Genomic DNA, 24,942 nt, shown 5'->3' on the forward strand with positions numbered 1-24,942 from the left:
CCCCGCGAGACATCGCGTCGGACGGGTCGCGCGCGGGTCTCGTGGGAGGATGGTGCCCATGTTCGCAACCCTCCACACGACCGCAGGTGACATCCGGATCGAGCTCCTGCCGAACCACGCCCCGAAGACGGTGGCGAACTTCGTCGGGCTCGCGCAGGGCACCACGACGTGGTCCGACCCCCGCACCGGTGCAGAGCGCACCGAGCCCTTCTACGACGGCCTGATCTTCCACCGCGTGATCCAGGACTTCATGATCCAGGGCGGCTGCCCGCTGGGCACCGGCACGGGCGGTCCGGGCTACACGTTCAACGACGAGATCCACCCCGAGCTGCAGTTCGACCGCCCCTACCTCCTGGCGATGGCGAACGCGGGACTGCGCCGCAACCCGGTCACGGGCGAGGCCGAGGGCACCAACGGGTCCCAGTTCTTCATCTCGACGGTGCCGACGCCTTGGCTCAACGGCAAGCACACGATCTTCGGCGAGGTCGCGGACGACGCGTCCCGCGCGGTCGTCGACGCGATCAACGCGACGCCGACCCGCCCGGGCGACCGCCCGCAGGAGGACATCGTCATCACGTCCGTCACGATCGAGGACTGACCATCTCGACGACACCTCCCGGGCCGCCCGGCCCGCCGGCGTACGGGACGGCAGGACCGCACGACGGTCCTGCCGTCCCGCCCGTGTGCCCGCGGCACCCGGACCGGGTGTCGTACGTGCGCTGCCAACGGTGCGGGCGCCCCGCGTGCCCCGAGTGCCAGCGCCCGGCCGCCGTCGGCGTGCAGTGCGTCGACTGCGTGCGCGACGCCGCCCGGCAGGCGCCGACGCAGCGCACCGCGCTCGGAGGCAAGGTCCGCGGGGGCCCGCCGGTCGTGACGTTCACGATCATCGGCCTGTGCGTGGTGAGCTGGATCCTGCAGCTCGTGATGGGCAGGGCATGGACCGAGATGTGGTGGTTCGCGCCTGTGGATGCTGAGGGGGAGGCCTATCGATTCCTCACCTCGGCATTCCTGCACTCGACGAGCCCCGTCCACATCCTCTTCAACATGTACGCCTTGTGGGTCACAGGTCCGTTCCTGGAGCAGATGCTGGGTCGCTGGCGTTTCGTCGCGCTCTACGTGCTCTCGGCGATCGGCGGCTCGGTCGGCTATCTCCTGCTCGCCGGAGGCCCGCTGAACCCAATGTGGTGCCAAGCTGTCGTCGGCGCGTCGGGGGCTGTGTTCGGCCTGTTCGGCGCCATCCTCCTCGTCCTTCGGAGGACGGGGCGCAATGCGATGCAGATCATCGTGCTCATCGGCATCAACTTCGCGATCGGACTCTATTTCCCAGGAATCGCCTGGCAGGCGCACCTCGGGGGTCTAGTCGTCGGTCTTGCCCTGGGTGCGGCGTACGCATACGCGCCCAAGGACCGGCGCGCGATCGTCTCCGGCGTCGCCACGATCGTCATGGCTGCCGTGCTCGCTGTAGCGGCATGGATCACGTACGCGAACGCGGGGCCGGTCTCCATCTGCTTCTCGTGACGCCGACTCCGTCTTCCAGCGATTCCACCGGGTTATCCCCAGGGTTACTCACAGGTGTGGAACTACACCTGTGTCGTCGTGCTCTCGGGGAAGCCGGTCGCCGTCCGGGGCGCAGGAAACCGCCCGCGGCCCGGACGGCCGACGTCGTCGGGACGGCTACTTCCAGCGCGTGGTGAGCGCGAAGCCCGCGATGATGAACGCGAAGCCGACGCCGAGGTTCCAGGCGCCCAGCGGCGGGATCGGAAGCTGCTTGGGCCCGCTGAGGTAGAACAGCACGATCCACGCCAGCCCGAGGAGCATCAGCCCGAGCATCGTGGGCACGAGCCAGCGCGGGTTGCCCGACTCGGGCTTGGGCACGCTCGGCGGGCGCTGCGGCTTGGGCTTCTTGCGCGACTTCGACTCGGGCACGAGGGTGGGCTCCTGTCCTGGTGGGGTCCGCTGCGGCGGCGTCGGGACGCACCGCGGGAGCGGACGCCTGCCGTCGTCGTGCAGGAACCGTGCATGGCTCGGGCGAAGGTCGTCGACGCGCCGCGGGGCTCCGTGAGAGCACGGGTCCGTCACGATCGTGGACGACGTTCGTCGACTAGCGTAGTGGGCGCACACAATAGGCAGGGACACCGCGCGCGGGCAACGGCCCGGTCGCGGCGACGACGACACGACAGACGCGCGGCCGAGACACGTCGGAGAGACGGTCGACGCCCTCGTCCGCCCAGGAAGGAGACGGTCCGTGAGCGGCACCGACCCCGCCTCCGCGACGCCGGACGAGCCCGCCGCGCCCCCGCGCTCGCGCCGGGTCCGGTCCGCCGTGACGGTCGCCCTCGTCCTCGCGCTCGCCGGCGTCATGTTCACCGCCAACGCGCGCCTCGCCCGAGGCGAGGACTCGCGTCACCCCGAGAACCTCGCCCAGCTCGTCGACCGCGAGTCGGACCGCGTGGCGGACCTCTCGGCCCAGGTCGACGCGCTCACGGAGGAGATCGCGGGACTGTCGCAGACCGGCGACGCGCCGGCCGGCGTCGACCCCGACCTCGCGTCGCGCACCGCCGTCGCGGCGGGCACGACGCCGGTCAGCGGCACGGGCCTGACCGTCACGCTCGACGACGCCCCGCCCGAGGGCAACTACCCGCCGCAGATCCGTCCGGACGACCTCGTCGTGCACCAGCAGGACATCCAGTCCGTCGTCAACGCCCTGTGGGCCGGCGGCGCGGAGGCGATGACGCTCCAGGGGCAGCGGGTGACCGCGACGTCGGCGTTCCGGTGCGCGGGCAACATCCTCCTGCTGCACGGACGCGTGTACTCGCCGCCCTACGTCGTGGAGGCCGTGGGCGACCCGGACGCGTTGCGCGACGCCCTGGAGCGCTCGCCGGGCGTCCAGGTGTACCAGGAGTACGTCGACGCGGTGAACCTGGGCTGGTCGGTCGAGGACACGTCCGACCTCGAGCTCCCCGGCTACGAGGGCGCGCTCGAGCTCCGCTACGCGCGCCCGTCCGACGCGGTGGCGTCGTGACGGCCACCACGTCCACGCCGGTGCGGCACGCGGGCCGCCGTGCCTCGGGGCGCGGCCCCGTGTCCACGGTCGTCGGCGTCGTCGGGGAGCTGCTCATCACGCTCGGCATCCTGCTGGGGCTCTACGTGGTGTGGCAGCTCTGGTGGACGGACGTGCAGGCCGACCGTGTGCAGGCGCAGGTCCTGGAGGAGATGGACGCGCCCACGCCGGACGCCGGGGACGTCGCGACGGCCGTGCGCCGGGACGAGCCGCCGGTCATGGAGGCGCCCGCGCTGGGCGAGGTGTGGGGCACGCTCTACGTGCCGCGGTGGGACGGCAAGATGATGCCGATCGCGGAGGGGACGGACAAGCGCTCGATCCTCGACCAGGCGATGGCCGGGCACTACCCGGAGACGGTCATGCCGGGCGCGGTCGGGAACTTCTCGGTCGCGGGGCACCGGCAGACGTACGGCAAGATCTTCCACGACGTGGAGGAGCTCGAGATCGGCGACCCGATCGTCGTGGAAGCCGGCGGGGTCTGGTACGTGTACCGCGTGGACCACATGCAGGCGGTGAAGCCGGACCAGGTGGAGGCCGTGGCGCCCGTCCCGTGGCAGCCCGGCGTCCAGCCGACGGAGCGGTACCTCACCCTGACGACGTGCCACCCGATCGGGCTGAACTCGCTCGTGGCGCGGTTCATCGTCAACGCGAAGCTGGACTACTGGATGCCCGTCGAGGACGGCACGCCGCCGGACCTCGTCGGCCAGACGGCTCCTGCCGCTGAAGGGAGCGCGTGATGTACGGGGCGCTGTGGCGCGTGCTGCCCGGGCCCGCGTGGGTCCGGGTGCTGATCCTGCTCGTCCTCGCGGCCGCCGTCGTGCTCGCGTGCTTCGAGTGGCTGTTCCCGATCGTGTCCGAGTACATGCCGTTCAACGACCCCAACATCCAGACCGACGCCGCCGGCGCAGTGTCCGTGGAGGCCCCGCGATGACCCACCCGACCCGCATCCTCGTCGTGGACAACTACGACTCGTTCGTCTACACGATCGTGGGCTACCTCGACCAGCTCGGCGCCCAGACCGTCGTCGTGCGCAACGACGCCGTGCCCGAGCCCGACGCCGAGGGCCGGTTCCACGACGCCGACGGGACCGTCTTCGACGGCGTCCTCGTCTCGCCCGGGCCCGGGACGCCCAAGGAGGCCGGCCAGAGCGAGCAGGTCATCCGTGCGTGCGCGACCTCGCGCACGCCGATGCTCGGCGTGTGCCTCGGCCACCAGGCGCTCGCCGAGGTGTACGGCGCGACGGTCACGCACGCGCCCGAGCTCATGCACGGCAAGACGAGCCTCGTCGAGCACGAGGGCGAGGGCGTCCTCGCCGGGCTCCCCGACCCGTTCACCGCGACGCGCTACCACTCGCTCGCCGTCGTGAGCGACACGGTGCCCGCCGAGCTCGAGGTGACCGCCTCGACCGCCGGCGGCGTCATCATGGGCCTGCAGCACCGCGACCTGCCCCTGCACGGCGTCCAGTTCCACCCGGAGTCCGTGCTCACCGAGGGCGGCCACCGCCTGCTCGCGAACTGGCTCGAGGCCTGCGGGCTCGACGGCGCCGTCGAGCGCTCGGCGGGCATGGCACCGCTGGTCCGCCAGTAGACCCGGGAGCCGACCCGTCCGCGGGCCACGGCACGGGCCCAGGACTCCGGCGCCGCTGGTCCCGGCTGCTGACCGCTCGTCCTCCGGACGACGACGGGCCCCCACCTCGCGAGGTGGGGGCCCGTTCGTCATGCCGAGCCTGGCGGCGCGTCAGCCGTCGTTGTTCCCGCCGCCGCCTCCGCCGCCCCCACCGCCGGGGCCGCCGCCGTTGTCGCCACCGGTCGACGGGCCGGGGCCGGTCGAGACGATGAGCGAGACCTCGGTGCCGACGGGGACCTCAGCACCCCCTCGCGGGTCGGAGCCGATGACCGTGCCGGCGGGCCACTGGTCGGACTCCTGCGTCTGGCGGGTGCCCATGTTGAGCTCGGCGCCGTGCAGCGCCTCCTCTGCCTGCGCCTCGGTCATCCCGACGAGGTTGGACGGGACCGTCGTCGTCTCCGCGGCACGCGGGATCGCGACCTTGAGGGTCACGCGCGACCCCTGGGGCACGCTCCCGGCGTTGGGCTGCTGCGAGAGGACCTGGTTCTCGGCCTCGTCGGACTCCTCGTCGCTACGGTCGACCCCGAGACCGAGGGCCTCGATCGTCGCCTTCGCGGCGTCGAACTGCTGACCGGTGACGTCAGGCAGGGTGACGAGCCCGCTCGACACGAACAGGTTGACCGTCGACCCTGCGGGCACGGACTGGCCCGCGCCCGGGTCCGTCCGCGTCACGGACCCCTTCGCGACGTCCGGGGAGTCCTCCGTGGCGACGTCGCCGACGTTGAGACCGTTGTCCGCGAGGTACTGCCGGGCCTCCTCCTGGGTCTTGCCCTTGAGGTCCTGCAGCGTGACGGCGTCCGGTCCGGCGGAGAAGAACGCCGTGACCGTCACGCCGAGCTCCTGGGTGGTGCCTCCCGCCGGGTCGGTCTTCGTGAACGTCCCCTCGGGCTCGGTCGACTCCTGGTCGATGGCCTGCGCGTACTCGAAGCCGGCGTCGGTGATCGCCTTCTCGGCCTCCTCGGGCGTGATCGGCGCCGAGAGCGTCGGGACCGTGCCCGTCGTCGGCTCCTCCTCGCCCTGGCTGTTGATGACGAGCATCGTGATGATCGCCGCGAGGGCGAGCACGCCGATCGCGATGAGGGTCCACATGAGGCCCTTGCGGCTCTTGGGCTCCTCCTCGTCGTCCCCCGGGACCTCCTCGCCGGGTGGGACGGCCGGCGCCACGCTCGTCGCCCACGGGTTCGGGGCGGCCGCTGCGGGCGCCATGACCTGCGTCGCGGACTCGACCATCGTCGGCTGGAGGTCGGCGGCCGCGGCGGCGGCACCGAGGCCCGCCGCGGCGGCGGCGACCCCGAGCGCAGGGGCCGTGATCGCCCCGCCGCGCACGGCGTTCTCGAGGTCGGCGCGGAACTCGGCCGCGTTCGAGTAGCGGGCCGTGCGGTCCTTGGCGAGCGCCTTGAGCGTGATGCGGTCCAGCACCTCGGGGACGTCCGGCGCGACGGCGCTCGGCGTCGCCGGGGCCTCGCGCACGTGCTGGTAGGCCACCGCGACGGGCGAGTCGCCGATGAACGGCGGGCGGCCGGTGAGCAGCTCGTAGAGCAGGCAGCCGGTGGAGTACAGGTCGGAGCGCGCGTCGACCGTCTCGCCGCGCGCCTGCTCCGGCGAGAGGTACTGGGCGGTGCCGATGACGGCCTGCGTCTGCGTCATCGTCGCGGCCGAGTCCGCCATCGCGCGGGCGATGCCGAAGTCCATGACCTTGACCGCGCCCGTGGGCGTGATCATGACGTTCGCGGGCTTGATGTCGCGGTGCACGATCCCGGCGTGGTGTGAGTACTCGAGCGCCGCGAGCACGCCCGCCGTGATCTCGACGGCCTCGTCGATGGGGACGGCCTGGCCGTCGCGCAGGATGTCGCGGACCGTGTGGCCCTCGACGTACTCCATGACGATGAACGGGACGTGCACCGAGTTGCCGGTGGCGTCCGCGTGGACGTCCTCGCCCGTGTCGTACACCGCGACGATCGCCGGGTGGTTGAGGGACGCCGCGGCCTGGGCCTCGCGGCGGAAGCGCGCGAGGAAGGTGGGGTCGCGGGCGAGGTCGGACCGCAGGATCTTGATCGCGACCGTGCGACCGAGGCGGTTGTCGTGCCCGATGTGCACCTCGGCCATGCCACCACGGCCGATGAGCTCACCGACCTGGTAGCGCCCGGCAAGCACTCGGGGAGCGTTGTCCACCACTCATTCGTCCTTCGGTGTCGTCGGAGCCGCGGGCGCGTCCGCGCGCGGCACATCTGGCGCAATCATCCCACTGGAGGGCGTCCGGGAAAGCCGGGAACACAACGATGTCGTCACGATGTCACCCGTCCGGAGGCGGCCGGGGAGCCCGGCGCGGCGTCGTCGGGGACCGTCCCGACGACGGCCGCGGGAGCCGCGTCGGCGTCGCCCCCGTCCCGGTCCCCGAGGGAGGCGATGGTGGCGATCACGAGCACGAGCAGGAGGCCGAGGAGGGCCACCAGGGGCCACGTCAGGCCGTTCGGGAGCCCGCCGAGGCGTCGCCCCGTCGTGGTGGACGTGCGGCGCCCGGAGGACGACCGGGACGGGGCGGCCTGCGACTGCCGCCGGGCCTCGGCCCGCGTGGCCGGTGCCGGCGGCGGGGTGCTCGCGGCCGACCCGGAGCCCGGCCGCGTGCCGCCGCGAGCGGGCTGGGGGCGCCGCGACGAGCGGGTGCCGCCGTGCATCTCGCGGCGCGGCGGGTAGGCGCGGGGACCGGCCGGGTCGTCGCCCGCGGTCGTGGGGACGGGGCGCTCCCACGGCAGGGCGGGCCCGGGCGCGGGCGGCGTGTCGGACGGCGGAGCGGCCGCCCGCCCGACGGGCTCGGCGTCGCTCTCGGCGAGGTGGCCACCTGCGGGCTCGGTCGCGTGGGCGCCTGGTCGGGCCTCCGGGGCGATCCACGGCGTCGCGGGGTCGACCGGGTGCGGGTCGCGCACGGCGGCCGGGATGACGAGCGGCGTGATGACGGGCGCGGGGTCGGGCTCGGGTGCGCGGGGGGCGTCGTCCGCCGTCGTGCGGGCGCGCCGGCCGCGCCGGGTGTTGGCGGCGGCGCCGGCCCGGGCGGACCACGGGTCGGCCGCGAGGCGGGCCTGGATCTCCTCGAAGACGCGCGCGAGGGCGTCGGCCGGGTGCGGCCGGGCCAAAGGGTCCTTGGCGAGCATGACCATGACGAGCTCGGCGAGCTCCGGGTCGACCGACGACGGGAGCGGCGGCACGGGCTCGTTGACGTGCGCGACCGCGATGTCGACCGGGGTGGACCCGGTGAACGGCCGGTTCCCGACGATCGACTCGTACGCCACGATGCCCAGCGCGTAGATGTCCGACGCCCCGGTGGCCGCCTGCCCGACGGCCTGCTCGGGCGAGAGGTACTGGGCCGTGCCCATCACCATGCCCGTCGCGGTCATGGGGACCTGGTTGGCCGCGAGCGAGACGCCGAAGTCGGTGATCTTCACGGTGCCGGAGCGGTCGATGAGGATGTTGCCCGGCTTGACGTCACGGTGCACGACGCCGGACAGGTGCGCGGCGTGCAGCGCGCGGGCGGTCTGCGCGAGGATCGGCAGGAGCCGCGCGGGCGGGAGCACGGGCTCGCGCTCCAGCAGGTCCGCCATGGGCTCGCCCACGACGAGCTCCATGACGAGGTACCCGGAGCCGTTCGTCTCGCCGTAGTCGTACATCTGCGCGATGTTCGGGTGCGAGAGCGCGGCGCTGTTGCGGGCCTCGGTCCGCAGGCGGTTGAGGAAGTCCTCGTTGCCCGCGTACTCGGTCCGCAGGACCTTGACGGCCACCTCGCGCCCGAGCGCGTCGTCGGCCGCGACCCAGACCTCGCCCATGCCGCCGACGGCGATGCGCCGCACGAGGCGGTAGCGGTTGCCGAGCGTCAGCCCCCTCACGGGCTTCATCCGTTCAACACCGCCTCCATGACGGCGCGCGCGATCGGCGCGGCGATCGCGCCGCCCGTCGCCTCGTTGCCGAGCGAGCCGCCGTTCTCGACGATGACCGCGACGGCGACCTGCGGGTCGTCGGCGGGCGCGAAGCTCGTGAACCACGCGTGCGGGGCGGCCTCGCCGCCCGTCTCGGCGGTGCCCGTCTTGCCCGCGACCTGCACGCCCGGGATCTGCGCCGCCTTCCCGGAGCCGTTCTGCACGACGCCGAGCATCATCTGCGTGAGCTGCTCGGCGGTCGACGGCGACACCGAGGTGCGCAGGCGGCGCGGCTCGGACTGGCGGACGACGTCGAGGTCGGGGTTGCGGATCGTCTCCACCGTGTACGGCGCCATCTGCACGCCGTCGTTCGCGATCGCGGCGGCGACCATCGCCATCTGGAGCGGGGTGACCTTGACCTCGCCCTGCCCGATGCCCGCGCGCGCGATGCCCGCCGGGTCGGCGCCCGGGGTGCCCTCGGCGGGGAACTGGCTCGGCGTGACGTCCATCGGGATCTCGAGCGGGGCGTCGAAGCCGAAGTCCTCGGCCTGGTCCCGCATCGCGTCCTCGCCGAGCGTCATGGCCAGGTCGCCGAAGGCGGTGTTGCAGGAGATGCGGAGGGCGTCGGCGAGCGTCATCTCGCCCGTCGGCGAGCAGCGGGTGCCGCCGAAGTTCTTCATCGTCTGCGTCGACTGCGGGTACGGGAGCTCGTCCGGGGCCGGGATCACGGTCTCGGCCGTGTACTGCCCGCTCTCGAGCGCCGCGGCCGAGGTGACGATCTTGAACGTCGAGCCCGGCGGGTACGTGTTGCCCCGGATGGCCCGGTTCGACATCGGGTTGCCGTCGGCGTTGAGCAGCTCCTGGTAGCGCTCGCGCGCGAGGGCGGTGTCGTGCGTCGCGAGCTCGTTGGGGTCGTAGCTCGGCTTGGACACGAGCGCGAGGACGCGGCCGGTCTTCGGCTCGATCGCCACGACGGCGCCGCGCTGGTCTCCCAGGGCGTCCCAGGCGGCCTGCTGCGCTGCGGGGTCGATCGTCAGCTCGACGGACGCGCCCTGGGGCTGCTTGCCGGTGAACAGCGCGCTGAGGCGGTCGAGCCACAGCGAGCTCGCCTCGCCGTTGAGGTAGTCGTTCTCCTTGTCCTCGATCTCCGTGCGCCCGTTGGTGAGCGAGAGGAACCCCGAGACCGGCGCGTACAGCGGGCCGTTCGCGTACTGGCGCTGGAAGCCGAACGCGTCGTCCACCGGGGTCGAGGAGGCGATCGCGTCGCCCGCGACGACGATCGGGCCGCGGAACTTGTTGTACTCGCGGTAGATCGTGCGGGCGTTGCGCGAATCGTTGTTGAGCGAGTCCGCCTGGACGAACTGGATGTACGTCGTCGACACCATGAGCGCGAGGAACATGACGAGGACGACCGTCGCGACGCGACGCAGGGGGACGTTCACCGGGCTCCTCCCCAGGGGTCGGTCTCGGGGTGGGTGCCGTCGGGACCGGGGCGCCGCACGACCTCGGTGCGCAGCTCGTCGGGGTGGGCCGAGACGTCGCCGGCCTGTCCGACGGCGGGCTGCACGCCCGTCGTCGCGCGCGTCGGACCTGTGACGGGTCCCGCCGAGGCGCCCGCGGCGGGCGCCCCGACCGTGGTGGGCGCGTCGTCGGGCCGGGCACCGACGGCGGGAGCCCCGCCGCCCACGACCTCGACCGGCTCCGAGTCGGGGCGCGTGCGCGCCCCGCCGGGGGCCACCTGCCCGCGCACGGGCAGGGACGACGGCCGCCGCGCGTCGTCGGAGATGCGCAGCAGCAAGCCCACGACCAGCCAGTTCGCGAGGAGCGACGACCCGCCCTGGGCGACGAACGGCATGGTGAGGCCCGTCAGCGGGATGATGCGCGTGATCCCGCCGACGACGACGAAGAGCTGCCACGCCATGACGAACGCGAGGCCGCCCGCGAGGAGCTTGCCGAACCCGTCGCGCACGCCGATCGCGGTGCGCAGGCCGCGCTCCACGAGGATGAGGTAGGCGAGCAGGATGCCGATGAGGCCCGTGAGCCCGAGCTCCTCGCCGAGCGAGGCGTAGATGAAGTCGGAGAACGCGTACGGGACCGTCCGCGGGTAGCCCGCGCCCCAGCCGGTGCCGAACAGCCCGCCGTTGCCGAGCGAGAACAGGCCGCCCACGAGCTGGCCCGAGCCGCCGGGGCTGCGGCCGAAGATCTCCGGGTCGAACGGATGGAGCCACACGTCGACGCGCGCCTGGACGTGGCCGAACGTCGACGCCGCGAGCACCGCGCCGACCGCGATGAGCAGGAGGCCGATGACGACCCAGCTCACGCGCTCGGTCGCGATGTAGAGCATCGCGACGAAGAGCCCGAAGAAGAGGAGCGACGTGCCGAGGTCGCGCTCGAACACGAGGATCGCGAGCGAGACGAGCCAGACGATGATGATCGGCCCGAGGTCGCGCAGGCGCGGGAGCTGGAGCCCGAGCACCTTGGGCCCGGCGAGCGCGAGCGTGTCCCGGTTCGTCACGAGGTAGCCGGCGAAGAAGATCGCGAACGCGATCTTCGCGAACTCCGCGGGCTGGAGCGAGAAGCCGAAGACGTTGATCCAGATCTGCGCGCCGTTGATGCGCGTCCCCAGGCCCGGGACGAGCGGCAGCGCGACGAGCACGATGCCCGCGATCATCGCGGTGTATGTGTAGCGCCGCAGGGTCCGGTGGTCGCGCAGGAACCAGATCACGGCGAACGCGCAGAGGATGCCCAGCGCGGTCCACTGGAGCTGGCGCGGCGCGAGGTCCTGGGTCCCGCCCGTGACCTGCGAGCCGAGGTCGAGGCGGAAGATCATCGCGAGGCCGATGCCGTTGAGCGCGACGGCGATCGGCAGGATCACCGGGTCCGCGTACGGCGCCTTGAAGCGCAGCAGCAGGTGCGCGGCGCCCGCGAGCACCACGGTGCCGATGCTGTACACGTAGAAGCGGCCCGGGAGCTCGCCCGTGAGCTGGAGGCCCACGAGCGCGTACGCCCCGATGCCCAGCGCGAGCGCGAGGACGAGCAGACCGAGCTCCGCGCCCCGGCCGGGGCGCACCTCGGTGGTCTCCACCGTGGCCATCAGGCCCCCGAGCCGGCGCCGTCGGTGGGTGCCGGGGTCACGTCGGGCGCCCCGGCCTCCGGGGTCTCGGTGGCGCCCTCGGTGGGAGCCTCCGTGGTGTCGTCGGTCGCGGGCGCGTCGGTGGACTCCTCCGCGGCCTCGGCGACGAGGCGCTCCGCCCGCGCGCGGGCGTCCTCGAGCGACTCCGCGGGGATCGTGGTCTCCAGGCGGTCGACGACGTAGCCCGGCAGGTCCGTGACGCGCGTCCCCGTGAGCTCGATCGGCGTCGACAGCGTCACCGGGCCCGCGTTCTCCGGGATGCCGCGGAACACGGCGACCTGGCCGTCGGCGACGCCGACGTAGTACTGCGTCTGCGTCCAGCGGTAGCCCGCCCAGCCGGCCACGCCCAGGCCCGCGACGACGAGGAGGATCGCGACGACCGTGATCCAGCGGCGGGGCGCGCGGCCGGGCCGCACGTCGTCGTCGCCGTCCCCCGGGGTCTCGGCCGGGCCTTCGGCCCCCTGCGCGGGATCCGCCGCGCCGTCCGCCGCGGGCTCCTCGGCCGCGGCGGGTGCGTTCGCGCTCGCCATGAGGGCCGCCGCCCGGGCGGCGGGGCCGTCCGCGGCCGACGTCGGGGCGTCGCGGTCGATCGCGGCCGACCCGACGACCTGGGCCCCGGTGCCGGGCGCCGTGCCGTCGGGCAGCGTGTCGAGGTCCACGATGTCGGCCACCACGACCGTCACGTTGTCCGTGCTACCGGCGCGCAGCGCGAGCTGCAGCAGGTGGTCGGCGCACTCGTCGACGTCGGGGGTGTCCGAGAGCGACTGGGCGATCGTCTCGGGGCTGACGAAGCCCGAGAGCCCGTCGGAGCACAGGAGCCAGCGGTCGCCCGGCTTCGCCTCGCGCACCGACATGTCGGGCGTGAGGTCGATGTCGAAGTCGCCGAGCACGCGCATGACGACGTTGCGCTGCGGGTGGGTCTCCGCCTCGTCGGGCGAGATCCGGCCCGTGTCCACGAGGTGCTGCACGAACGTGTGGTCGGTCGTGACCTGGGTGAGCTCGCCGTCGCGCAGCAGGTACGCGCGCGAGTCGCCGAGGTGCGCCATCGCGAGCTTGTTGCCCGCGCGCAGGATCGCGGTGACGGTCGTGCCCATGCCGACCAGCTCGGGGTCGGTCACGCTGCGGTCCACGAGGTCCTGGCGCGCGTGGTCGATCGAGCGCTCGAGCTCGGCGAGCGCGTCGTCCGGGCCGTGCGACTCGCCGTCGAGCGGTGCGAGCGCCGCGATGGCGATCGACGAGGCGACGTCTCCCCCGGCGTGGCCGCCCATGCCGTCGGCGACGACGAGCAGGTGCGGGCCGGCGTAGCCGGAGTCCTGGTTGTTGGAGCGCACGAGCCCGACGTCGGAGCGCGCGGCGTAGCGCAGGGCGATGTTCACTGCGGGCTACCTCTGCAGCTCGACGACGGACTGACCGATCCGCACCCGCGTGCCCGGACCCAGCGGCGTCACCTGGCCGATGCGCTGGTCCTCGACGTAGGTGCCGTTGGTGGAGCCGAGGTCCTCGACGAACCAGGACCCGTGCTGCGGGAAGATGCGCGCGTGGCGCGACGAGGAGTAGTCGTCGTCGAGCACGAGCGTGCAGCTCGGTGCCCGCCCGATGAGGATCGACGACGTCGTGAGGGGGATCGTCGTGCCCGTCAGCGGGCCGGCGGTGACGACGAGCCGCGACGGCCCGGCCGGTGCGGCAGGACGCGCGGGCTCGGGCGCCGCGGCGGGGGTGGGGCCCGACGTCGGGCGCGCGGCCTGCGCGGTGCCCTTGCGGCCCCGGCGCGGCGTGATCCTGGTGCCGTACAGGTCCCGACGCAGCACCCCGATCGCGGAGAGCACGAACACCCAGAGCAGCACCAGGTAGCCCAGCCGCAGCAGGGTGAACGTGAGGTCGGTCATGCGGGCCGGATCACCACTCCTCGTTGTCGGACGCGCCGGTCCAGAACATGATGCGGGTACGGCCGATCGTCAGGGAGTTGCCGTCCAGCAGCGTCGCGGCCGGCACCTGGTGACCCTCGACGAACAGGCCGTTGGTCGAGCCGAGGTCCGTCGCGATGACCCCCTCCGGCGTCACGCGGATCTCCAGGTGGCGGCGCGAGACCCCCGGGTCGTCGACGACGATGTCGGCCTCCGAGCCGCGGCCGATGACCGTGACCGGGCCCGTGAGCAGGTAGCGCTGCCCGTCGATGTCGACGAGCGGGTGCCGCGTGCTCGGGGACGCGGACGTCGCGGGCGCCACGTTGCCCCGCACGCTCGCCGAGCGGAGCTGGAAGCGGCCGACGTCGAGCGCGTCGTTCTGCTCGAAGCTCACGCTCACCGGGCCGACGAACGCGTAGTGCTGCGACGCCGCGTACTGCGTGACGTTCGACGCCAGCTCGTCGGCGAGCGTCTCCGCGCCCCACCCCTCGACCTGGCCGAAGTCGTCCACCGACAGCTCGATGGTGAACTCGTTGGGCACGACCGTGCGCTCGCGGTCCACGACGGCGGCGCGGTCGTCGACCTCGCGCCGCAGCGCGCTCGCGAGCTCGACGGGCTTGACCTCGCTGCGCCCGACCTTGGCGAACGCGTTGTTCACCACGCGCTCCACGCCCTTCTCGAAGCGGTCCAGGACTCCCATGCCACCTCCTCCCTCGTGCTCGCTCGTGCCGCGGCTCGCGCCGCGCGGTCGTCGTCTGCTCCTCCGGACGTGCTCCTGGTGGCCCCCTCGTGCATACCCGCGTCCCGGGCAGACTACCTAGATCGTATCGATCACGTCTGCGCCGGAGGCCCGATTCGTCGCACGATCTCCGGACGGATGTGGCGCGTTCGGGGCGGAGCGTGTGAACGTCGGGCGCCCGGCCGTCGGGGCTCCTCGTCGTCCGTGACGACCGGCACGTGGCGGCCGTCACGTCGGGCCGAGCGGTTCCAGGCGCCGTCGTGCGTCGTGCTAGTCTTCTGCGGCACGCGCGAGTGGCGGAATGGCAGACGCGCTGGCTTCAGGTGCCAGTGTCCGAAAGGGCGTGGGGGTTCAAGTCCCCCCTCGCGCACGTGACGAGGTTCCGACTGGTGCAGTCGGAAGACCCTCGAGAAGTCCCGGTCAGGTTCTCCTGGCCGGGACTTCGTGCATCCCCGGGACGGTGCGGTCCGGCCATGGCCGGGGACGGGGTCGCGCCCTCGCGTCGCGGCGTCCGTCGGGTCAGCGTGACGGTCGTGGGTCGCCCTCGGGCCCGAGGTCCTCGAGCTCGGCGACGAGCGTGCTGTGCTGGGCGTCACGCCGGACGGCGGCGCCGAGCGCGGCGGCCCGGCGCCGGTACGCGGGGTCGCCGAGGACCTGCCCGACGGCCCGCGCGACCCGTTCTGCTGAGGCCTTCCGCGACAGCGTGACGCCCGCACCCCGCAGCGTGACGCGCACCGCGTTGTCGCCCTGGTCGCGCCCGTGCGGCAGGACGACGACGGGGCAGCCCGCCGCGAACGCCTTGAGGAGCGTGCCGTGCCCGCCGTGCGTGACGACGAGCGCGGCGTCGCGCAGCACCTCGTGGTGGGGAGCGGCGGAGACCACGGAGACGTTCGCCGCGCCCGGCACCGCGTCGGGCGCGAGCCCCTGCCCGGTCGTGACGACGCCGCGCACGGGCAGCGTCGCGAGCGCGGCGACGATGCGCCGCAGGAGCGCGGCCTGGTCCTGGAACGTCGACGACAGCGCGACGAGGACGAGCGGGGCGTCGCCCGGCGGCGCGGCCCACGGGACGTCGTCGGCCCACGCCGGGTCGTCGAGCACGGGCCCCACGTACCGGGCGTTCGCCGGGAGCGGGCCGGGGAGGTCGAACGCCGGGCTCGTCATGACGAGCTGGCGGCGCGCGGCGCTCATCTGCTCCCACGAGCGCCCGAGCGGGTCGAGGCCCAGGTCGGCGCGCAGGGCGTTGAGCCGGTCGCGCGTGTACCGGTCGAACACGCGCGTCGAGAGACCGGTGATCGCGCGGTCGCGCAGCCGGCCGAGCGGCCCGCGCGCGGGCGTGAGCCCCGCACCGAACGGCGTGCGGCCGGGCGTGGGCAGGGCGTAGACGTTGGGGATCAGGACGTCGAACGGGATCCCGCGCGACTGCGCCGCGATCATCGCGCCGAACGCGAAGACGGACGTCACGACGAGGTCGGGACGCTCGTCGTCGACGGCCGCGAGCACGTCGCGCGCGTAGTCCGGCGCGGGCCCCGCGATGAGGTGGTCGCCCATGTCGCGCGCCTGCGCGAGCAGGCTGGGCGCCGCCCAGTCCTGGAGAGGGTCGTGCGCCGGGTCGCGGTCGGGGCGGTTCGGCGCGGTGCGCCACGGGACGAGCGTCGCACCCGTCGCGCGGACCTCGGGAGCCATCGAGTCCTCGGCGAGCACGCGCACGCGGTGCCCGCGCTCCACGAGCCGCCGCACGGCCCCCACCTCCGGCGGGACCGTCCCGCCGCCGTCGGTCAGGGCGAAGAGGTACGTGCGAGGCATGGCCCACCCCCCGGTCGCGGCCGGCGAGGGGCGTCCCGCTCGCGACGTGACGACCGCGTCGCAGGACCACGCTAGCCCCCAGGGCCGCTCCGCCAACCCTAGATCTGCTAGGGTCTGTATCCCTAGAAGAACTAGGCATAGGAGTGCCATGCGTATCGACAAGGACCTCGTGGCCGCGTCGGCCACCCCGCTCGTCCTCGGGATCCTCGCGGACGGCGAGTCGTACGGGTACGCGATCCTCAAGCGCGTCGACGAGCTCTCGGGCGGCCGCATGCAGTGGACCGACGGCATGCTCTACCCGCTCCTGCACAGGCTGGAGCGGCTCGGTCTCGTCGAGGCGTCGTGGGGCACGTCCGACGTCGGGCGGCGCCGCAAGCACTACGCGATCACCGCCGCGGGGCGCGAGGCGCTCGTCGAGCGCCAGGCGCAGTGGGACGTCGTCGCGCACGCGCTCCACCAGGTCTGGCGCGCGGCGCAGGACGGGCTGCCGACCCCGCCGCGCGTCGCGGAGGGGTGGGCCTGATGGGCGCCACGACCGCTCCCGCGGGCGGGGCGAGCCCGGGCCCGCACGCCGCGCTCGAGGCCCAGATCGACCAGTGGCGCGGCTACGTCCGCCGCCGCGAGGCCATCTCCGGCGCGGACGTCGACGAGATGGAGGACCACCTGCGCGAGCGGGTCGAGGACCTCCGCGCGACCGGGCTCGACGACGACGAGGCGTTCCTCGTCGCGGTGAAGCGCATGGGCACGCTCGACGACCTCTCGCGCGAGTTCGCGCAGGAGCACTCCGAGCGGCTGTGGAAGCAGCTCGTCCTCGTCGGCGAGCAGCCGACCGGCCGCACGCGGTCGTGGCGCGAGCTCGCGGTGGTGCTCGCGCTCGCCGTCGCGGTGGGCGTCACCGTGAAGGTCGCGACCGTGCTCCTCCCGTGGGAGACGGTCGGCCTCAACGTCGGGCTCCTCGTGCTGCCGTTCCTCACGGCCTACCTCGCGTGGAAGCGGCAGGTCACGGCGCGCGTGGTCGGCGCGCTCGTCGTGCCGTTCGTCGCGCTGGGCCTCGTCCTCAACCTGTACCCGTTCCAGCCCACGGACTCGACGTTCGTCCTCGCGGCGCTCGCCGCGCCCGTGACGCTGTGGTCCGTCGTCGGGCTCGCGTACGTCGGCGGGCGGTGGCGCTCGGACGCACGACGCATGGACTTCGTGCGGTTCACGGGCGAGCTCGCCGTGTACTACACGCTCATCGCGCTCGGCGGCGGCGTCCTGCTCGGCCTGACGATCGGGGTCTTCTCGCTCGCCGGCGTCGACCTCGAGCCCTACCTCGACGCCTGGATCCTGACCCTGTGCGTCCCGGCGGCGCTCATCGTGGCCGCGTGGCTCGTCGAGGCCAAGCAGAACGTCGTCGAGAACATCGCGCCCGTGCTGACGCGCGTCTTCACGCCGCTGACGCTCGTCATGCTCCTCGCCGCGTTCGTCGTCCTCGCGACCGCGGGGAACCTCGCCGCCGTCGACCGCGAGCTGCTCATCCTCATGGACGCGATCCTCGTGCTCGTCCTGTGCCTGCTCCTCTACTCGGTCTCGGCACGCGACCCGCTCGCGCCCGGGTCGTTCTTCGACGGCCTCCAGGTCGTCCTCGTCGTCGCGGCGCTCGCGGTCGACGCCGTCGCGCTCACCGCGATGCTCACGCGCATCGCCGAGTTCGGCGTCAGCCCCAACAAGGCCGCCGCGCTCGGGCTCAACCTGCTCCTGCTCGTGCACCTCGTGTGGTCCGCCGTCCTCGCGACGGCGTTCCTGCGCGGGCGGCGCCCGTTCGCCGACCTCGTCGCCTGGCAGACCCGGTTCCTGCCCGTGTACGCGGCGTGGGCCGCGATCGTGGCCGTCGTCTTCCCGCCCGTGTTCGGCTTCGTCTGACGACCCGCCGTGCCGGGCCCGCGGCGGGCCCGGCACGGACGCGCGATCAGCGGACGGGCTGCGGCGCCGCGTCGGTCGCCGGGAGCGACGGCGCATCGCCACCCGCCCGGAACATGCGCCGCACCAGCGGGCGCAGCGCGCGCGACAGCATGACGCCGGTGGTCGCGCGCAGCACCGCCGCCTCCAGCCGGCTCCCCGGCACCATGCGGGCGATGCCCCCGCCGGGGATCTTCTTCCCCGCCTCGACGAACGGGGCGACGTCGGCCGCGTACCGCCGCGCCGCGCCGGCGGGGTCGTCGGGGGTCGCCCCCAGCCGCGTGGCGAGGAGGTAGGCGCCGACCAGGGCGGTCGCGGTGCCCTGGCCCGTCATGGGCGAGCCGCACGACGCCGCGTCCCCCGGGAGCACCACCCGGCCGGCGACCGGATCGGGGACGTCGAGAACGCCGCGTAGCCGCCGAGGTAGGTCACGAACTGCTCCTCCGGCCCGAACGCGAGCCGACGCGTCGCGGAGTGGACGCCGTCGGCCCCGATGACGAGGTCGAAGCGTGCGGCGTCGGGCGGGCGGCCCGGCCCGAGCTGAGCGAGGCCGACCTCGCGGCCGTCGCCCGGCTCGACTTCGTGCTCGTGCAGAGCCTCGGCATCCTCTGGCTCCTCGACCCGGACGCCGTCCCGAGCGGGGACGAGCTCGCGCGCGCCGTCGCCGTCGTCGCCGGACGGGCGGACGACGAGGGCTGACGCCGCGTGCGCCCGGGCGTAGCGTGGCGGGATGGCCGCCGCCACTCCCGGAGGGCCGCCCGAGGACGGGCTGGTCGACTGGTTGCTCGACGCCGACCCGGCGCTGCGGTGGCGGGTCGAGCGCGACGTCGTGCACGCGCCTCCCGAGGTCTGGGAGGCGACGCGGGCGCGCGTCGCGACCGAGGGCTTCGGCGCGCGCCTGCTCGCGCTGCAGGACCCCGACGGGCAGTGGGCGGGCGGCGCGTACTTCCCGGCGGACGCGGGAGCGGTGGACGCCGGCGGAGCGCCCGAGGAGGGCCAGCCCTGGACGGCGACGACGTGGTCGCTCGTCGCGCTGCGCGAGTGGGGGCTCGACCCGGGCGTGCTGCGCGCGCGCCGCACGCCCGAGCTGCTCGCGGCGCACAGCCGCTGGGAGTACGACGACCTGCCCTACTGGGGCGGCGAGGTCGACTGGTGCATCAACGGGTACACGCTCGCCGCGGGTGCGTGGCTCGGGGCCGACGTCTCGGAGCTGCTCGCCGCCGTCGTGGCGGGCCGGCTGCCCGACGGCGGGTGGAACTGCGACTGGGTCGAGGGCGCCACCGTCTCCTCGTTCCACTCGACCCTCAATGCGCTCAAGGGCCTGCTCGCGTACCAGGAGCTCGCGGGCGGCAGCGACGAGCTGCGGGCGGCGCGTCGCTCCGGCGAGGAGTATCTGCTGCGCCGCGGCCTGTTCCGCCGCCTGAGCACGGGCGAGCCCGTCGGGGACTGGGTGTTCCGTCTCGCGTACCCGTTCCGTTGGTACTACAGCGTGCTCAACGCGCTGGTCTACCTGCGCGAGGCGTCGCTGCTCGACGGGACGCCTCCCGACCCGCGCGCGGCGGACGCTGTCGAGCACGTCCGCCGCGCCCGGCGCCCGGACGGCACCTGGCTCCAGGGCCGGCGCCACCCGGGCCGGGTGTGGTTCGAGGTCGACGCCCCCGCGGGCGAGCCGTCGCGCTGGCTCACCTACCACGCGACCGTCGTCCTCGACTGGTGGGACGGCGCGGGCGTCAGGACGTCGGCGCGCCCGACACGACCTCGGCGCCGTCGAGCACCGCGATGAGCTCGTCGAACCACTCGACGTAGCTCGCGTAGGTGAACGGCCGCTTGTCGTCCCACCCGACGACCTGGCCCGCCTGCACCGCGGGCAGCCCCGCGTAGACGGGGTTGGTGGCCATCGCCTCGTCGGAGCCCGTGTAGCTCAGCACGACGTCGGCCGGGTGGTCCGGCACGCGCTCCCAGCTCAGCTCGGCCCAGCCCTCCTGGTCCTGCGGCCCGCCGATCGTGAAGCCCAGCTCCTCGAGCAGCGCGAGCTGGCCGAGGTTCTTCTGGCCCACCCACAGCTGCTCCGCGCCGTTGAGCGGCAGGATCGTCAGCGGCTTCTCCGCCGCGATGCCGCGCAGCGTGTCGAGCCGCTCGTCGAACGCGGCCTTCGCGTCCGCGACCTCCGGCGAGTCGACGTCGCCGCCGAGCGCCTCCGCGAGCGACGCGTAGTCCTCGATCACCTCGACGACCGGCCGGCCCGAGAACCTCATGCCGACGAACGGAGCGACCGCCGTCGCCTCCTCGGTGACCGTGTCGTCCCACCAGGTCCAGGCCGTGCCGTCCTCGTTGCCGAACCCGATCACGAGGTCGGGCTCGAGCGCGAGCAGCTTCTCCAGGTTGAGCTCGGCGTCGGCCCCGACGACCTCCATCTCGTCGACCCGGGCGTTGCCGATCGACAGCGCGCCGGCGTCGGAGAAGCCGTAGCCGAACACCCCGGCGGGCCGCACGCCGTAGTCCCACAGCGCCGCGGCGGTGTAGCCGTCCACGACGAGGCTGTCCGGCGCCTCGTCGAGCGCGTACGTCGTGCCGTAGCCCGAGGACGTCCAGGACCAGCCGTCCGCGGCCGCGGTCGGGTCCGCGCCGTCGGTCCCGGGCTCGGTGCCGGCCGAGCACGCGGCGAGCGTGGCCGCGAGCCCGACGGCGAGCGCGCCGGCGGCGAGGGAGCGCACCGGGCGCCGGTGCCGGGTCGGGCGGGCTGCCGTGGGCAGGGTGGACGGGGGACGGGTGGTGCGGGTCATGCGTTGCTCCTCCGACGAGGCGGTGCGGGCGAGCGCAGGACGGTGGGGGGCCGGTCGGGCGGGTGGGTCGACCGGCGGGGAACGGGGGCCGCGCGGTCAGGCGCGGCGAGGACGACCCTCGGGCACGACGAGTGGGGTGCCCGTCACGGGGTCGGCGATGATGCGGCACGGCAGGCCGAACACGTCCTCGACCAGGTCGGCCGTCACGACGTCGGCCGGCGCGCCCTCGGCGACGACCGCGCCGTCCTTCATGGCGATGAGGTGCGTCGCGTAGCGGCACGCGTGGTTGAGGTCGTGCAGCACCGCGACGAGCGTGTGCCCGCGGTCGCGGTTGAGGTCGGCGCACAGCTCCAGCAGCTCGATCTGGTGCGCGATGTCGAGGAACGTCGTCGGCTCGTCGAGCAGGAGGAGGGGCGTCTCCTGCGCGAGGACCATGGCGACCCACACGCGCTGGCGCTGCCCGCCGGAGAGCTCGTCGACGAGGCGGCCCGAGAGCTCGGTCGTCCCGGTCGCGGCGAGCGCGCCGACCACCGCGGCCTCGTCCTCGCGCGACCACTGGCGCAGGAGCTTCTGGTGCGGGTAGCGCCCGCGCGCGACCAGGTCGGCGACGGTGATGCCCTCGGGCGCGATCGACGTCTGCGGCAGGAGGCCGAGGCGGCGCGCGACCTCCTTCGCGGGGATCGAGGAGATCGAGCGGCCGTCGAGCACGACCTGGCCCCGCGACGGCTTGAGCAGGCGCGACAGCGCGCGCAGCAGCGTCGACTTGCCGCACGCGTTCGGCCCGACGATCACCGTGAACGACCCGTCGGGGATGCTCACGTCGAGGTCGGAGGAGATGACGCGGTCGTCGTAGCCGACCGTGATTCCGTCGGCGTGCAGGCGGTCCGCGGGCGGGACGCGGTCGGCGCGCGCGTCGGTCGGCGCGTCGGCGACTGCGCCGCTCGGGGCGGCCGCGAGGTTCGTGAGAGCCACCGGGGTCCTTCCGGTCTGCGGGTTCGTGGTCACTTGCGGGCCTCGCGGACGAGGAGCCAGACGAGGTAGGCGCCGCCGACGCTCACGGTGACGACGCCGACGGGGAGCTGGGTGGGCGCGAACGCGCGCTGGGCGACGAGGTCGCTCGCCGCGAGCAGCACGGCGCCCATGACGGCGGCGGGGAGGATCCGCACGCCCGCGGCGCCCGTGAGGCGGCGCGCGAGCTGCGGGGCGGCGAGGGCGACGAACGCGATGGGCCCGGCCGCCGCGGTCACGAGGGCCGTGAGCGCGACGCCGACGATCACGAGGGCGAGGCGCACCCGCTCGCTGCGCAGGCCGAGGGCCGCCGCGGCGTCGTCCCCGAGCTCGAGCAGCCCCATGCGCGGCGCGAGCCACAGGAGCGGGAGCGCGAGGAGCGCCGCGAGCACGCACGCGGGGACCGCCTGCGCCCAGGTCATGCCGTTGAGCGACCCGGCGCCCCACACGGCGGCCGCCATCGCGGTCTCGAGATCCGCCTTGACGATGAGCCACTGGTTGACGGACGCGAGCATCGCGGACACGGCGATCCCGACGATGATGAGCCGGAAGCCCTGCACGCCCCGCCGGTAGGCCAGGAGGTACACGACGCCCGCGGTGACGACGCCGCCGACGAGGGCGCCCGCCGCGACGCCGACGTACCCGCCGCCGAGCAGCATGATGACGACGAGCGCGCCCGTGTACGCGCCGGTGTTGAACCCGATGACGTCGGGGCTGCCCAGCGGGTTGCGCGTGAGCGACTGGAAGATCGCGCCGCTCGCGCCGAGCGCCGCGCCGAGCACGAGCGCCATGAGCGCGCGCGGCAGGCGCCACTCCACGACGACCATGTGCACCGGGCCGTCGGCGGCGCCCACGAGCGCCTGGAGCACCTGGGGCACGGTGAGCGGGTAGTCGCCGGTGGTCAGCGCGACGACGCCGATCGCGAGCGCGACGAGCAGCAGCACCCCGCACACGGCGAGCGTGCGCAGGTCGAGCCGCAGGCTCGCGCGGCCGCCGAGCCCCCGCACGACGCGTGTGGGGCGGCCGAAGTCGACGCGGTGCGCGCGGTCGGACGAGGGCCCGCCCACGCGCGGTCCCACGGGCGCGTCGTCCCGGACCGGGGCGCTCACAGCCCGCTCGCCTTCGAGCGGCGCACGAGCGCGATGAGGACCGGCGCACCGACGAACGCCGTGACGATCCCGACCTGCAGCTCGCCGGGCATGACGACGACCCGGCCGACGACGTCGGACACGAGCAGCAGGACGGGCGCGAGCACGGCCGAGTACGGCAGGATCCAGCGCTGGTCGGGGCCGACCGTCCAGCGCGCGACGTGCGGCACCATGAGCCCGACGAACGCGATCGGCCCGGCCGCCGCCGTCGCGGCGCCGCACAGCAGCATCACCGCGACGCCGACGAGGACGCGCGTGCGCCCCACGTGCGCGCCGAGCGAGCTCGCGAGGTCGTCGCCGAGCGCGATCGTGTTGAGCGGGCGCGCGACGACGAGCGCGATGACGAGCCCGACCACGACGAACGGCGCGATCGTGCCGGCCATCTCCATCGTGCGGCCGGCCAGCGAGCCGGCGCCCCAGAAGCGCATGCGGTCGAACGCCGCGGGGTCGAGCAGCGTGATCCCCTGCGAGATGCCGCCCAGGACGGCCCCGAGCGCGACGCCCGCGAGGGTGAGGCGCACGGGCGTCGCTCCCCCGCGCCCCTGGGAGCCGATCGCGTAGACGGCGATCGTCGCCACGACCGCCCCGGCGAACGCGAACCAGATGAAGGACTGGATGTCCGCGAACCCGAGGAACGCGACCGCGAGCACGACGGCGAACGCCGCCCCGGCGTTGACGCCGAGGATGCCCGGGTCGGCGAGCGGGTTGCGCGTCATGGCCTGGATGAGCCCGCCCGCGACCCCGAGCGCGGTGCCGACCAGCAGGCCGACGATCGTGCGGGGCAGCCGCAGGTCGCGGATGATCACGTGGTCGCCCGAGCCGTCGTACCCGGTGAGCGCGTCCCATACGGTGCCGAGCGGGACCGGCTTGGAGCCGACGACGAGGCTGAGCACGATCGCGACCGCGAGGACCACGACGGCGACGAGGAGCCCGAGGCTGCGGCCCGCGTTGGTGCGGGCGACCCCGGCCGGGCGGTCGTCACGGCCCGTCGCGGGCCGGACGGGCCCGTCGGGGACGCCGATCGGCGCGTCGGCGGTCGCGGGCGAGGTCATGGTGCTCGGATCTGCTCGGGGGCGCGTGCCCGGTCGGTGGTGGCCTAGTGAGGTTACCCTCACCTTAATTCACGCCAGGGTGGGCCCGGCAAGACGGTGGGGCGCGACGTCGGGGTGACTCCCCTCACGGCCGAGCCTCGCCCGCCGTCCTCCCCGGGGCCTCGCCGCGGGGTCCCGCAGACTCCTGACAGCGTTTCCCCGTGCAGGTCCGGCGTGTGCGAGAGTGGCCGCATGACCTCGCACGTCCCCGTCGCCGCCGACCACGTCGTCACCGTCGACGACCAGGGTCGCCGAACCGGCACCTTCGAGCGCGCCGCGGTCCACACGACCGAGACGCCCCTCCACCTCGCCTTCTCCTGCTACGTGCTCGACGACGCGGGCCGCCTCCTGCTCACGCGGCGCGCGCTCGGGAAGCGCACGTGGCCGGGCGTGTGGACCAACTCCTTCTGCGGGCACCCGCGCTGGACCGAGACCACCGAGGAGTCGATCGTCCGCCACGGGCGGCACGAGCTCGGGCTGGAGATCGCGGGCCTCGAGGTCGCGGTGCCGGGCTTCCGCTACCGCGCGGTCGACGCGTCCGGCGTCGTGGAGAACGAGATCTGCCCGGTCTACGCGGCGCGCGCGGCGGGCACGGTCGAGCCGAACCCCGACGAGGTCATGGAGACCGCCTGGGCGGACCCGCGCGACGTCGCGCGCGCGGTCGCCGCGACCCCGTGGGCCTTCAGCCCGTGGATGGTGCTCCAGGTCGCCGCTCTCGGCGCCGCGAGCACCGAGGGCGACGGCCCGACGGCGCTCCTCGCCGCGGCGTTCGGGCCTTCCTCGGCCTGACGCCCGGTCGA

General features: G+C 74.1%; 25 protein-coding genes and 1 tRNA gene. 12 read left to right on the forward strand and 14 right to left on the reverse strand.

Features of this window, described 5'->3' with window-relative positions:
* The first annotated feature begins 58 nt into the window (after positions 1-58).
* Both NHH00_RS09450 and NHH00_RS09455 read left to right on the forward strand, forming a co-directional pair.
* Entirely contained in the window at positions 59-598 is a 540-nt protein-coding gene (locus NHH00_RS09450) for a peptidylprolyl isomerase (RefSeq protein ID WP_253051598.1), read from the forward strand.
* 197 nt (positions 599-795) lie between these two features.
* On the forward strand, positions 796-1,518 hold the full coding sequence (locus NHH00_RS09455; protein ID WP_308202289.1) for a rhomboid family intramembrane serine protease: 723 nt from the start codon (positions 796-798) through the stop codon (positions 1,516-1,518).
* Between the two features lie 156 nt (positions 1,519-1,674).
* Here NHH00_RS09455 and NHH00_RS09460 read toward each other — a convergent pair whose 3' ends face one another.
* The gene (locus tag NHH00_RS09460) at positions 1,675-1,926 is read right to left on the reverse strand and encodes a cell division protein CrgA (protein ID WP_087470436.1); all 252 of its coding nucleotides are present in this window, start codon (positions 1,924-1,926) and stop codon (positions 1,675-1,677) included.
* 319 nt (positions 1,927-2,245) lie between these two features.
* Here NHH00_RS09460 and NHH00_RS09465 point away from each other — a divergent pair, with 319 nt between their 5' ends.
* The 4 genes from NHH00_RS09465 to NHH00_RS09480 are packed head-to-tail and all read left to right on the forward strand — an operon-like array spanning position 2,246 to position 4,648.
* Complete coding sequence (locus NHH00_RS09465; protein ID WP_253051600.1) at positions 2,246-3,022, forward strand: DUF881 domain-containing protein; 777 nt, start codon at positions 2,246-2,248, stop codon at positions 3,020-3,022.
* On the forward strand, positions 3,019-3,798 hold the full coding sequence (locus NHH00_RS09470) for a class E sortase (protein WP_253051601.1): 780 nt from the start codon (positions 3,019-3,021) through the stop codon (positions 3,796-3,798). Before NHH00_RS09465 ends, NHH00_RS09470 begins: the two co-directional genes overlap by 4 nt.
* The gene (locus tag NHH00_RS09475; RefSeq protein WP_253051602.1) at positions 3,798-3,992 is read left to right on the forward strand and encodes a hypothetical protein; all 195 of its coding nucleotides are present in this window, start codon (positions 3,798-3,800) and stop codon (positions 3,990-3,992) included. The genes NHH00_RS09470 and NHH00_RS09475 overlap by 1 nt, the downstream gene beginning before the upstream one ends.
* Positions 3,989-4,648, forward strand: a complete 660-nt coding sequence (locus NHH00_RS09480) for an aminodeoxychorismate/anthranilate synthase component II (RefSeq protein ID WP_253051603.1) — start codon at positions 3,989-3,991, stop codon at positions 4,646-4,648. The genes NHH00_RS09475 and NHH00_RS09480 overlap by 4 nt, the downstream gene beginning before the upstream one ends.
* A gap of 150 nt (positions 4,649-4,798) precedes the next feature.
* Here NHH00_RS09480 and pknB read toward each other — a convergent pair whose 3' ends face one another.
* From pknB to NHH00_RS09515, 7 genes are all read right to left on the reverse strand, one after another.
* Entirely contained in the window at positions 4,799-6,862 is a 2,064-nt protein-coding gene (pknB, locus tag NHH00_RS09485; RefSeq protein WP_253051604.1) for a Stk1 family PASTA domain-containing Ser/Thr kinase, read from the reverse strand.
* 110 nt (positions 6,863-6,972) lie between these two features.
* Positions 6,973-8,574, reverse strand: coding sequence for a serine/threonine-protein kinase (locus NHH00_RS09490; protein ID WP_253051605.1), 1,602 nt, complete (start codon positions 8,572-8,574; stop codon positions 6,973-6,975).
* Positions 8,571-10,037 (reverse strand): peptidoglycan D,D-transpeptidase FtsI family protein, encoded by a 1,467-nt coding sequence (locus tag NHH00_RS09495; RefSeq protein ID WP_253051606.1) that lies wholly within the window; start codon positions 10,035-10,037, stop codon positions 8,571-8,573. The genes NHH00_RS09490 and NHH00_RS09495 overlap by 4 nt, the downstream gene beginning before the upstream one ends.
* Complete coding sequence (locus NHH00_RS09500; protein ID WP_253051607.1) at positions 10,034-11,689, reverse strand: FtsW/RodA/SpoVE family cell cycle protein; 1,656 nt, start codon at positions 11,687-11,689, stop codon at positions 10,034-10,036. Before NHH00_RS09500 ends, NHH00_RS09495 begins: the two co-directional genes overlap by 4 nt.
* Positions 11,689-13,104, reverse strand: coding sequence for a Stp1/IreP family PP2C-type Ser/Thr phosphatase (locus NHH00_RS09505; protein ID WP_253051608.1), 1,416 nt, complete (start codon positions 13,102-13,104; stop codon positions 11,689-11,691). The genes NHH00_RS09500 and NHH00_RS09505 overlap by 1 nt, the downstream gene beginning before the upstream one ends.
* A 6-nt stretch (positions 13,105-13,110) precedes the next feature.
* A complete protein-coding gene (locus NHH00_RS09510) occupies positions 13,111-13,614 on the reverse strand; it encodes an FHA domain-containing protein FhaB/FipA (protein WP_253051609.1) in 504 nt (167 codons plus the stop codon).
* A 10-nt stretch (positions 13,615-13,624) separates the two neighbouring features.
* The gene (locus NHH00_RS09515; protein ID WP_024841610.1) at positions 13,625-14,332 is read right to left on the reverse strand and encodes an FhaA domain-containing protein; all 708 of its coding nucleotides are present in this window, start codon (positions 14,330-14,332) and stop codon (positions 13,625-13,627) included.
* 326 nt (positions 14,333-14,658) lie between these two features.
* Between NHH00_RS09515 and NHH00_RS09520 the strand changes: the two genes are divergently transcribed.
* Positions 14,659-14,741: transfer RNA gene (locus NHH00_RS09520), tRNA-Leu, on the forward strand.
* 149 nt (positions 14,742-14,890) lie between these two features.
* Here NHH00_RS09520 and NHH00_RS09525 read toward each other — a convergent pair.
* A complete protein-coding gene (locus NHH00_RS09525) occupies positions 14,891-16,174 on the reverse strand; it encodes a glycosyltransferase (protein ID WP_253051610.1) in 1,284 nt (427 codons plus the stop codon).
* A gap of 148 nt (positions 16,175-16,322) precedes the next feature.
* Here NHH00_RS09525 and NHH00_RS09530 point away from each other — a divergent pair, with 148 nt between their 5' ends.
* Both NHH00_RS09530 and NHH00_RS09535 read left to right on the forward strand, forming a co-directional pair.
* Positions 16,323-16,697, forward strand: a complete 375-nt coding sequence (locus NHH00_RS09530; RefSeq protein ID WP_253051611.1) for a PadR family transcriptional regulator — start codon at positions 16,323-16,325, stop codon at positions 16,695-16,697.
* Positions 16,697-18,076 (forward strand): permease prefix domain 1-containing protein, encoded by a 1,380-nt coding sequence (locus NHH00_RS09535; RefSeq protein WP_253051612.1) that lies wholly within the window; start codon positions 16,697-16,699, stop codon positions 18,074-18,076. Before NHH00_RS09530 ends, NHH00_RS09535 begins: the two co-directional genes overlap by 1 nt.
* Before the next feature lie 46 nt (positions 18,077-18,122).
* Here the strand turns inward: NHH00_RS09535 and NHH00_RS09540 are convergent, their stop codons facing one another.
* Positions 18,123-18,446, reverse strand: coding sequence for a hypothetical protein (locus NHH00_RS09540; RefSeq protein ID WP_253051613.1), 324 nt, complete (start codon positions 18,444-18,446; stop codon positions 18,123-18,125).
* 140 nt (positions 18,447-18,586) lie between these two features.
* On the opposite strand from NHH00_RS09540, the gene NHH00_RS09545 reads away from it, so the two are divergent.
* Both NHH00_RS09545 and NHH00_RS09550 read left to right on the forward strand, forming a co-directional pair.
* On the forward strand, positions 18,587-18,811 hold the full coding sequence (locus NHH00_RS09545; RefSeq protein WP_253051614.1) for a hypothetical protein: 225 nt from the start codon (positions 18,587-18,589) through the stop codon (positions 18,809-18,811).
* Between the two features lie 31 nt (positions 18,812-18,842).
* A complete protein-coding gene (locus tag NHH00_RS09550) occupies positions 18,843-19,895 on the forward strand; it encodes a squalene cyclase (RefSeq protein ID WP_253051615.1) in 1,053 nt (350 codons plus the stop codon).
* On the opposite strand, the gene NHH00_RS09555 is transcribed toward NHH00_RS09550, so the two are convergent.
* The 4 genes from NHH00_RS09555 to NHH00_RS09570 form a co-directional block, all read right to left on the reverse strand.
* A complete protein-coding gene (locus NHH00_RS09555) occupies positions 19,843-20,895 on the reverse strand; it encodes an ABC transporter substrate-binding protein (RefSeq protein WP_253051616.1) in 1,053 nt (350 codons plus the stop codon). The two genes, NHH00_RS09550 and NHH00_RS09555, sit on opposite strands and share 53 nt — an antisense overlap.
* Positions 20,896-20,991: 96 nt before the next feature.
* Positions 20,992-21,774: an ABC transporter ATP-binding protein gene (locus NHH00_RS09560; RefSeq protein WP_253052482.1), complete on the reverse strand. Its 783-nt coding sequence runs from the start codon at positions 21,772-21,774 to the stop codon at positions 20,992-20,994.
* A 122-nt stretch (positions 21,775-21,896) separates the two neighbouring features.
* Positions 21,897-22,970 (reverse strand): iron-enterobactin ABC transporter permease, encoded by a 1,074-nt coding sequence (gene fepG / locus NHH00_RS09565; protein WP_253052484.1) that lies wholly within the window; start codon positions 22,968-22,970, stop codon positions 21,897-21,899.
* Between the two features lie 38 nt (positions 22,971-23,008).
* Positions 23,009-24,103 (reverse strand): iron chelate uptake ABC transporter family permease subunit, encoded by a 1,095-nt coding sequence (locus NHH00_RS09570; RefSeq protein ID WP_253051617.1) that lies wholly within the window; start codon positions 24,101-24,103, stop codon positions 23,009-23,011.
* A 231-nt stretch (positions 24,104-24,334) separates the two neighbouring features.
* Between NHH00_RS09570 and idi the strand changes: the two genes are divergently transcribed.
* Positions 24,335-24,931 carry an isopentenyl-diphosphate Delta-isomerase gene (idi, locus tag NHH00_RS09575; protein WP_253051618.1) on the forward strand — a complete coding sequence of 199 codons (597 nt, stop codon included), beginning with the start codon at positions 24,335-24,337 and terminating at the stop codon, positions 24,929-24,931.
* The last annotated feature ends 11 nt before the right edge of the window (positions 24,932-24,942 follow it).

It is taken from the genome of Cellulosimicrobium cellulans (assembly GCF_024124905.1).
GTDB lineage: Bacteria > Actinomycetota > Actinomycetes > Actinomycetales > Cellulomonadaceae > Cellulosimicrobium > Cellulosimicrobium cellulans_G.

Excerpts from the sequence above, each read along its gene's own strand:
- NHH00_RS09450 (WP_253051598.1), top strand. The coding sequence starts at position 59 with ATGTTCGCAACCCTCCACACGACCGCAGGTGACATCCGGATCGAGCTC.
- NHH00_RS09475 (WP_253051602.1), top strand. The coding sequence starts at position 3,798 with ATGTACGGGGCGCTGTGGCGCGTGCTGCCCGGGCCCGCGTGGGTCCGG.
- NHH00_RS09480 (WP_253051603.1), top strand. The coding sequence starts at position 3,989 with ATGACCCACCCGACCCGCATCCTCGTCGTGGACAACTACGACTCGTTC.
- NHH00_RS09490 (WP_253051605.1), bottom strand. The coding sequence starts at position 8,574 with ATGAAGCCCGTGAGGGGGCTGACGCTCGGCAACCGCTACCGCCTCGTG.
- NHH00_RS09500 (WP_253051607.1), bottom strand. The coding sequence starts at position 11,689 with ATGGCCACGGTGGAGACCACCGAGGTGCGCCCCGGCCGGGGCGCGGAG.
- NHH00_RS09510 (WP_253051609.1), bottom strand. The coding sequence starts at position 13,614 with ATGACCGACCTCACGTTCACCCTGCTGCGGCTGGGCTACCTGGTGCTG.
- NHH00_RS09515 (WP_024841610.1), bottom strand. The coding sequence starts at position 14,332 with ATGGGAGTCCTGGACCGCTTCGAGAAGGGCGTGGAGCGCGTGGTGAAC.
- NHH00_RS09525 (WP_253051610.1), bottom strand. The coding sequence starts at position 16,174 with ATGCCTCGCACGTACCTCTTCGCCCTGACCGACGGCGGCGGGACGGTC.
- NHH00_RS09530 (WP_253051611.1), top strand. The coding sequence starts at position 16,323 with ATGCGTATCGACAAGGACCTCGTGGCCGCGTCGGCCACCCCGCTCGTC.
- NHH00_RS09535 (WP_253051612.1), top strand. The coding sequence starts at position 16,697 with ATGGGCGCCACGACCGCTCCCGCGGGCGGGGCGAGCCCGGGCCCGCAC.
- NHH00_RS09540 (WP_253051613.1), bottom strand. The coding sequence starts at position 18,446 with ATGACGGGCCAGGGCACCGCGACCGCCCTGGTCGGCGCCTACCTCCTC.
- NHH00_RS09550 (WP_253051615.1), top strand. The coding sequence starts at position 18,843 with ATGGCCGCCGCCACTCCCGGAGGGCCGCCCGAGGACGGGCTGGTCGAC.
- NHH00_RS09555 (WP_253051616.1), bottom strand. The coding sequence starts at position 20,895 with ATGACCCGCACCACCCGTCCCCCGTCCACCCTGCCCACGGCAGCCCGC.
- NHH00_RS09570 (WP_253051617.1), bottom strand. The coding sequence starts at position 24,103 with ATGACCTCGCCCGCGACCGCCGACGCGCCGATCGGCGTCCCCGACGGG.
- idi (WP_253051618.1), top strand. The coding sequence starts at position 24,335 with ATGACCTCGCACGTCCCCGTCGCCGCCGACCACGTCGTCACCGTCGAC.